The sequence below is a fragment of the Aquitalea sp. ASV11 genome, from assembly GCF_016429185.1.
GTDB lineage: Bacteria > Pseudomonadota > Gammaproteobacteria > Burkholderiales > Chromobacteriaceae > Aquitalea > Aquitalea pelogenes.
Window position 1 is genome coordinate 1 of the sequence record NZ_JAELUD010000197.1, and the last position, 327, is coordinate 327.

Below are 327 nucleotides of genomic sequence, written 5' to 3' on the forward strand. Positions count from 1 at the left end.
CCCCCCCCCCCCCCCCCCCCCCCCCCCCCCCCCCCCCCCCCCCCCCCCCCCCCCCCCCCCCCCCCCCCCCCCCCCCCCCCCCCCCCCCCCCCCCCCCCCCCCCCCCCCCCCCCCCCCCCCCCCACTCCCCCCCCCCCCCCCCCCCCCCCCCCCCCACATCTTACTGTTCGTCGGCAGCGTCAGATGTGTATAAGAGACAGGGACAAGCTGCGCGCGGCCCAGGCGGCCCAATCCTGAAACCAGCCCTGAAGCCAGCCCCGGCGGGGGCTGCAATCAATCTGCAATGACAATTGAGTTTGCGATTTCCGCCATGTTAATATCATGAAG

General features: G+C 75.5%; 1 protein-coding gene. It reads left to right on the plus strand.

The window, feature by feature from the left end; genetic code table 11:
• Positions 1 to 237: hypothetical protein (locus tag JHD62_RS21685; protein ID WP_199104610.1), on the plus strand; the 237-nt coding region annotated here is incomplete at its 5' end.
• Positions 238 to 327 lie beyond the last annotated feature (90 nt).